Genomic DNA, 7,497 nt, shown 5'->3' with positions numbered 1-7,497 from the left:
TTAGCTTGTTCTTTACCAACTTCTGGAACAGCTGAAATGGCTTGTTTACCGGCTGCTTCTTTTTCAGTTACTTCCGCTGGATTTTGTGCTGCTACAATCGCCACTTTTGCGGCATTAGCTGCAGCTGTCACTGCGTCCTTGGCTTTCGCTTTGTCTGCCTCTGAAAGTTTGGCATTGCCTTCAATGGCTTGGATTTTGGTTGCTACTGCCTTATCAATTTCATCTGTAGCGTTAGACTTAATAGATGCTTCCTGACTCGAATTAGCTAACTCTTGTTTTTTGATTAATACATCTGTAAGGAAATTTTTATAATCAGTCGCTGATTTTGTAGGTTCTTTTAATAATTGATCAATTTTTTGCAACTCTGCTTCATAATTCTGCTGAGATTCTGCTGTTTTAAAAGTCTTATCTTTCTCTTCCGTTTCCTTCAGTTTGAGATAGACTTTTTTCAACAGTTCCTTAGCTACTTCCCCTGTGTCTTGTGTCACATGGAAGTCAAGACCAGAGATAGGCAGAGCATAGTGGCGATGCAGTGCTTGGTATCCCATACCTAATCGATCATTGTCAGCAGAACTTATTTTCACAGTATAGTCTGTTACACCTGCTGGTAATTCGATTTCTCTACTAGTAAATTTACCTGCCACTCCATTTGGGGTATAGCCTGCTTGTGCCATTTGATCTTCAATATTTTGCTTATTCAGGGGAGCTCTTCCTTGTATGGATTCCCTCGTGACACTGCTACCATCTGAAGCCTTAAGTACTGTCATATCCGCATTAGTTGTATTATTTTGTGGATCAAAAGTTACATCATACACTGGATTAGTAGATGACGCCGAAGTAAAAACTTGCACCCTATACTTCGCTTTTGTTCCATCAATGTCACCAGAATATCCTGTTTTAAATGTTATTTTAACTTTTGAACCACTGTCTGGTGAATATGCTTTAAAGGTCTTTTGAATACCATTATAGCCTTTAAGACCATATGCTAAACCCCTTCCTAAACCACTCTCTCGATAAGCTTGTCCATTGAAGGTTGGCTCATTTTCACTTGCTTTCGTTCTAACTTCCGATAAGAACAGCATATAATCTGCAGTTCTATCGAGTGCTTGCTCTCTGAGATAGGTCGCAGTTACGTTATTATTAACATTTCTAACGGTATTTATCGTTTCAAGAGGAAAAACACCCTTATCTGTTTTTCTTGCAATAGCAAACTTCCCATTCCCTTCTGAATCTGTTATAGCAGTCCAACCACCAAATTCATTTATATTCTGGACAGTTCCTTTTGCAACACCTGTAGCCGCTCCGAGAGAATCCAATTCCTCAGAAACTTTCTTGTTATTTTCAACCGTATCATCCAAAGCACGAAGTTTTCTAGCAAGCTCTTCTACACTATCATCATCACTTGTGCCTTCAAACACTTGATGTGCAGCTGGATCAGTATCAGTCGTTGTCCCATCTGTTCGGAATGGGTTGTTTCTATCTAGGGCTTGTCCATTACGTGTATCATGTTGTCCTGAGTTTGCTATAGAGTTGGTTCCTGTAGCTTTCTCAGTATTGCTGGCTTTCTTACCGACAGTCGCTTTTCCTTCTGTAGTATCTAGTTTAGGACTTTCCACTTGCGCTTTAGGCTTACTACGTAAACCGCTGTTCGCTGTTGTAAAGAGTCTTCTATAAGCTTTTGTTAACTCCTCTTGACTTTTGGCTGTTGTTAGGGCAAGTTTTGCTAATTCTAAATGTTCTTTAAGGGTTGCGACGCTTTCATCTGTTTTATTTTCATAGCTACCTGAGGCTAATTTAGCATCAATTTCTGCTACGTACTCTTCCAGCTGTTTTTTATCCAGATTAGATGTAGCTTTTTCTTCTACTTCTTCTGTTGCTGAAGCAGAAGCTGGAGTTACGGATGCTACACTTTCGTCAGCAGGAGTTGGAGCAGGTGTTTCGTCTTGAACTTTTGAAGCAGGAGCTGACTCCACTGATGTTGAGCTTGAGTCAGCAGGTGTTGGAGTAGTTGTGTCTGCTTGAGCTTTCGGAGCAGTAGTCTCACTGCTACCAGAATTTCCATCCAACTGACTGACTACTGGAGTCGCCCCGTAGGTTCCATTCTGGACATCTGGGTCTTTCAGTGGTGAGCTTTGAGTTCCCTCATTAGTAGGGGTTACACCTTGCTCTGTGGCAGACACTGTCCCATTTCCTGGAAACATGAACAAGGCTGCTACTGCAACACTAGCTGCTCCAAAACTAACCTTACGAATCGAAAACCGCAAGCGTTTTTCTCTATCTTCATTACCTTTATAAAACATATATAAATTTACTCCTTTTCCGATGATTATCGGTTAATATACATCCTGAAGGGCAAATAAAAAGCCCCCCCTAAAATATTTATGTATATTTTAGAGTGGCTTAATTCATTATACTCCTTTTCATTTTATAAATCAATCGTTATGAACTAATCTTTCTATTATGCATTTTATTGTTGAAATATTGACTTCATTTTCTCCTGAAATTTATTTTTTGACCAACCTCAACATATCTACAGAAAGGCGAAGCTGACCTTGTTTGAAAAAATTTTAGAAGAGTAGATTGAAATCAAGAAAACATATAAGAACAACCTCACTCACACTAACAAGACTTAAAATTCAAAAACAAAAAACGAACAAAACAGAATTCTGACTCTCCAGAAAACTAGTTTTATTCGTTTTTTATGTTTAAGTCTAAATTTTTATTTCAAACTCTAATAACTTAACGCACTTCTGCATTGACTTTTTCTTCGAGAGAAGCTTGGATTTTTTCCATGTAGCGTGCGACTTCTTCGTCCGTTAAGCTGTCTTCTGAATTTTGGAAGGTCAAGCTATAGGCCATTGACTTCATACCAAGTCCCAATTTTTCGCCTGAGAAGACGTCAAATAGTTTGATATCTGTCAAACGTTTCACGCCGGCAGCTTGGATAGCATCCACAACTTCTTGATGAGTGACTTCTGCCTTAAGGAGAAGGGCAACGTCACGGCTGACTGCTGGGAATTTCGTGATTTCCACAAATGGAGCAGCTGGTTGAAGGGCAGCCTCGATGGCTGAAAGGTTAAGCTCAGCTACATACGTTTCTGGAATATCGTAAGCCTTAGCAGTGACTGGATGCACTTGGCCAAGGAAACCAAGAACTTGGTCACCGAATGAAATCACGGCTGTACGTCCTGGGTGAAGGCTAGCAATCTCAGCTGTTGCTGTATAGGTCACTTCAAGTCCCAAGCGAGTAAATAATGCTTCTAGGATTCCCTTAGCATAGAAGAAATCAACTGGAACTGCTGCTGTTTGGAAATCTTTTTCAGCCACCAAGCCTGTCAAGGCAAAGGCAAAGCTGTTGATTTCATTTGGAAGTTCTTCTTTTGGATTGCCTGTTTGTTCAAAGACTTTTCCAATCTCGTAAAGGGCCAAGTTTTTATTCTTACGAGCCACGTTATAGGCCACCGTATCCAAAATACCTGAGATCATATTTTGACGGAGGACAGAACGATCCACGGTCATTGGCCACATGAGTTCTGTAAGGTTACTTGGTTGAGCTGTGAACTCAACTGCTTTTTCAGGCGTTATCAGAGCGTAGGTAATGATTTCTGTCAAACCTGCTCCTTCAGCAATCGTACGAACTTGACGACGAAGTTTTTGTGTCGCAGTCAATTCACCAGCTGTACCATCGTCTTTTGGAAGACTGGTTGGCAAGCGGTCATATCCATAGATACGAGCGATTTCTTCAAAGAGGTCTGCCTCGATTGTGATATCCCAACGACGACGTGGGACGCTGACTGTAAAGCTATCTGTATTTCCAGAAAGACCAAAGCCAAGACGACGGAAGACGTCTTCTACATCCGCGTAAGAAAGTTCTGTACCAAGGACGCGGTTGACGTCAGCAAGCGTTGAAGAAACTTCCACATCAGAAGTATCAAGTTGCCCTGCTGAAACGATCCCCTTACGAACCGTTGCACCAGCAAGTTCTGCAATCATGCTAGCCGCCGCATCAAGGGCTTCATTGACTGTTGCCACATTGATCCCTTTTTCAAAGCGAGAAGATGACTCAGAACGAAGGTTAAGACGACCGCTGGTCTTACGGATAGATTTTCCGTTGAAGACTGCAGCTTCAAGGACGACACGACTAGATTTCTCAGAGATTTCTGTTGCTTGACAACCCATGACACCTGCAAGAGCTACTGGCTTGTCTGCGACAGTGATGACTAGGTCATTCACGTCCAAGTCACGTTCTTCACCATCCAAGGTCACCAATTTTTCACCAGCACGCGCTTCACGCACACGGATGTCACTCCCTTCAAAGGTATCCAAGTCAAAAGCATGCATTGGTTGACCAAAGTAGAGCAGGATGTAGTTTGTCACGTCCACCACGTTGTTAATAGGACGGATACCTTCATTCATGAGAAGGTTTTGCAACCATTGTGGACTTGGTGCGATAGTCACATTGTCCAAGATACGAGCGGCATAGTAAGGCGCCTTGTCTGTCTCAATGCCCACAGAAAGAGCATCTGCTGCAGCTTGGTCAGTTTCTGAAAGAGTAAATTCTTTAAAGTTGACTGCCTTGTCATAGATAGCTGCCACTTCGTGAGCCACTCCACGCATAGAAAGGGCATCTGCACGGTTGGGTGTGATAGAAAGTTCGATGATTTCATCATCCAAGTCTAGATATGAGAAGACTTCCTCACCTGGAACGGCATTTTCTGGCAAGATTTGGATGCCATCTGCGAATTCCTTTGGCACAACTGAGTCAGAAATTCCCAATTCACCAAGTGAACAGATCATCCCAAGTGACTCAAGACCACGGATTTTTCCTTTTTTGATTTTGTAGTTATCAGCGATGCGAGCTCCTGGAAGAGCCACCATAACCTTGATGCCAGCACGAACATTTGGGGCACCACAAACGATTTGACGGGCTTCTTCTTCGCCAACGTTAACCCGACAAACATGGAGGTGAGTTTCTGGCACATCTTCGCAAGACAAGATCTCACCGACGACAATTTTTGAGAGACCAGCAGCCGGTGATCCGACACCTTCTACCTCGATCCCTGTAGTTGACATTTTTTCAGCCAACTCTTGTGATGGCACATCAATGTCCACCAATTCTTTTAACCATTTATAAGATACAAGCATAATTTAGTTCTCCAGAATGACAGTTGCCACTCTGGTTCTTTTCCTTTCCTATCATTTCAATAGAAGAATCCTCTTCTTACCTTAATTTCTTTTTCAGTAACCAATCCGTATCTACTTTTTGACCAACCATAAAATGATGTTGGCTAAATTTTTTAAAACCATATCGATTATAAAACGCTTGAGCTTTTGTATTATGCTCCCAAACACCTAGCCAAGCCCAAGAAAAACTATTTTTTGTAGCAAGTTCAAGAGCAAATTCAAACAGTTGCTTACCGAATCCAAATCCTTGGAATTTTTGTAGCACATAGAGGCGTTGAATTTCAAAAGCATCCTCTAATTCTCTCTCAGTTTGAGCACTTCCCCAGTTGACCTTGAGAAAACCAGCTATCTCCTCTTCATGCATAATGAAATAGGTTTCAGATTCTGGATTTTCCAACTCAGTTGACAAAACTCTCAGACTATAAGCATCTTCAAAGTATTCCTGTAACTGCTCTTCCGTATTATCATGAGCAAATGTTTCACGAAAGGTTTGTTTGGCTATTTTAGTCAACACCTCAACATCTGCCATTTCTACTTTTCTAATCATTATTTAAACTGCTCTGAGAAGCGAACATCTCCTTGGTAGAAGCCACGAATATCGTTGATTCCGTAACGGAGCATAGCTACTCGCTCTTGTCCAAGACCAAAGGCAAATCCAGAGTAAACAGTCGCATCGATGCCACTCATCTCAAGGACACGTGGGTGAACCATACCGGCACCCATAATTTCGATCCAACCTGTTTTCTTACATACGTTACAGCCTTCTCCACCACACTTGAAGCAAGAAACATCCACCTCAACAGATGGCTCTGTAAATGGGAAGTAAGATGGACGCAGACGGATCTGACGCTCTTCACCGAACATTTTTTGCACAATCAATTGAAGGGTTCCTTGAAGATCAGCCATAGAGATATTTTTCCCAACAACCAAGCCTTCGATTTGGTGGAACTGGTGACTGTGGGTTGCATCGTCCGTATCACGACGGAAGACACGCCCTGGTGAGATCATTTTCAAAGGACCTTTAGAGAAATCATGGGCATCCATAGCACGCGCTTGAACTGGAGACGTATGGGTACGGAGTAAGATCTCTTCTGTGATATAGAATGTGTCCTGCATATCACGAGCTGGGTGGTCTTTTGGAAGGTTCATACGTTCAAAGTTATAGTAGTCTTGCTCCACTTCAAAACCATCCACGACTTGGTAACCCATCCCGATGAAAATATCTTCGATTTCTTCACTAGTTTGTGTCAAAACATGACGGTGACCAGTAGCAACTGGACGACCTGGAAGCGTCACATCGATACTCTCGCTAGCTAACTGTGCAGCGACTTTCTTTTCTTCCAAGAGCTTAGCTGTTTCTTCAAAGGCTGCTGTCAAGACATCACGAGCCTCATTGACGTGTTTCCCAATGATTGGACGCATCTCAGCAGAGACATCTTTCATCCCTTTGAGGATTTCAGTGAGCGAACCCTTTTTACCAAGGACAGAAACACGCAAATCTTGCATCTCTTTTTCATTTTCAGCAGAAATCTGCTTCAAGCTAGCCAGCGTTTCTTCACGAAGCGCTTTTAATTGTTCTTCAATAGTTGACATAATTCCTCCATCAGTCTCTCGTAGATAAAAAGAAAACCACATGCCAAAAACTCCACTCGGAGCGTTGACACGCGGTACCATCCGTTTTCATCTGACAAGTCAGACCTTCATTTCTAAATCCATGCGCAAGTGAATTCACCCAGCTTTCATATAGAGAGCTTGCAGTCACGGCTCTCCTCCCTGATATACTTCCCTTGGGATACTAGTCTTGCAGATTCCTATTCAATTACCACTTAGTTTATCAGATTTTGAGTTAAAAAACAAGTTAGATTAGACTAATTTCAATATAAAACTCATTCCTTTTTCTGTTGCTCCATTTTCCACAAATCCAAGCGACTTGAAACACCTCCTAGAAGCATGATTGTAGGTGTAGATTTCCTTGACTCTCAATTCTTTCCATCCTTTTACTCGAGCCAATTCAATCAAAGCACTTAGAATCTTTTTCCCAAGTCCTTGATGTTGGTAAGCGGAATTCCCAATCACAATGGGGAGATTATCCTGAGATAGTGTAACATCTCCAATTGGAAACCATTTCCCCTTCTCCTTGACTTCAATCCAAAAAAGTTCACCATGCTGATCCAAATAGGAATACATGGCTTCCAAAGTTTCTTGACTATAAGGTCTCTTCACACCATCTACGAGGTGAACCAAGTTCACATCCTGATACCAAGCAAAAGCTTTCTCACAATGATTGACCTTATAATAAGGAACAAGACGCAG

The 7,497-nt window shown here is 41.9% G+C and carries 5 protein-coding genes; all 5 read right to left on the bottom strand.

The genetic code is table 11. The annotated features are described in order from the left end of the window. Positions 1 to 2,300 (bottom strand): YSIRK-type signal peptide-containing protein (locus ADH54_RS12060; protein WP_049524318.1); only part of this gene is annotated, 2,300 nt, incomplete at its 3' end. Between the two features lie 439 nt (positions 2,301 to 2,739). Beyond that, positions 2,740 to 5,145 carry a phenylalanine--tRNA ligase subunit beta gene (pheT, locus tag ADH54_RS05365; RefSeq protein WP_049524317.1) on the bottom strand — a complete coding sequence of 802 codons (2,406 nt, stop codon included), beginning with the start codon at positions 5,143 to 5,145 and terminating at the stop codon, positions 2,740 to 2,742. Positions 5,146 to 5,221: 76 nt separating this feature from the next. Continuing rightward, entirely contained in the window at positions 5,222 to 5,731 is a 510-nt protein-coding gene (locus ADH54_RS05360; protein ID WP_049524316.1) for a GNAT family N-acetyltransferase, read from the bottom strand. Further along, entirely contained in the window at positions 5,731 to 6,777 is a 1,047-nt protein-coding gene (gene pheS / locus ADH54_RS05355; protein ID WP_049524320.1) for a phenylalanine--tRNA ligase subunit alpha, read from the bottom strand. The genes ADH54_RS05360 and pheS overlap by 1 nt, the downstream gene beginning before the upstream one ends. 270 nt (positions 6,778 to 7,047) lie before the next feature. Further along, positions 7,048 to 7,497, bottom strand: coding sequence for a GNAT family N-acetyltransferase (locus ADH54_RS05350; RefSeq protein ID WP_161800815.1), 450 nt, complete (start codon positions 7,495 to 7,497; stop codon positions 7,048 to 7,050).

It is taken from the genome of Streptococcus pseudopneumoniae, from assembly GCF_001072315.1.
GTDB lineage: Bacteria > Bacillota > Bacilli > Lactobacillales > Streptococcaceae > Streptococcus > Streptococcus pseudopneumoniae_R.
This window is presented reverse-complemented; position numbering and strand designations above follow the sequence as displayed.

Excerpts from the sequence above, each read along its gene's own strand:
- pheT (WP_049524317.1), bottom strand. The coding sequence starts at position 5,145 with ATGCTTGTATCTTATAAATGGTTAAAAGAATTGGTGGACATTGATGTG.
- ADH54_RS05360 (WP_049524316.1), bottom strand. The coding sequence starts at position 5,731 with ATGATTAGAAAAGTAGAAATGGCAGATGTTGAGGTGTTGACTAAAATA.
- pheS (WP_049524320.1), bottom strand. The coding sequence starts at position 6,777 with ATGTCAACTATTGAAGAACAATTAAAAGCGCTTCGTGAAGAAACGCTG.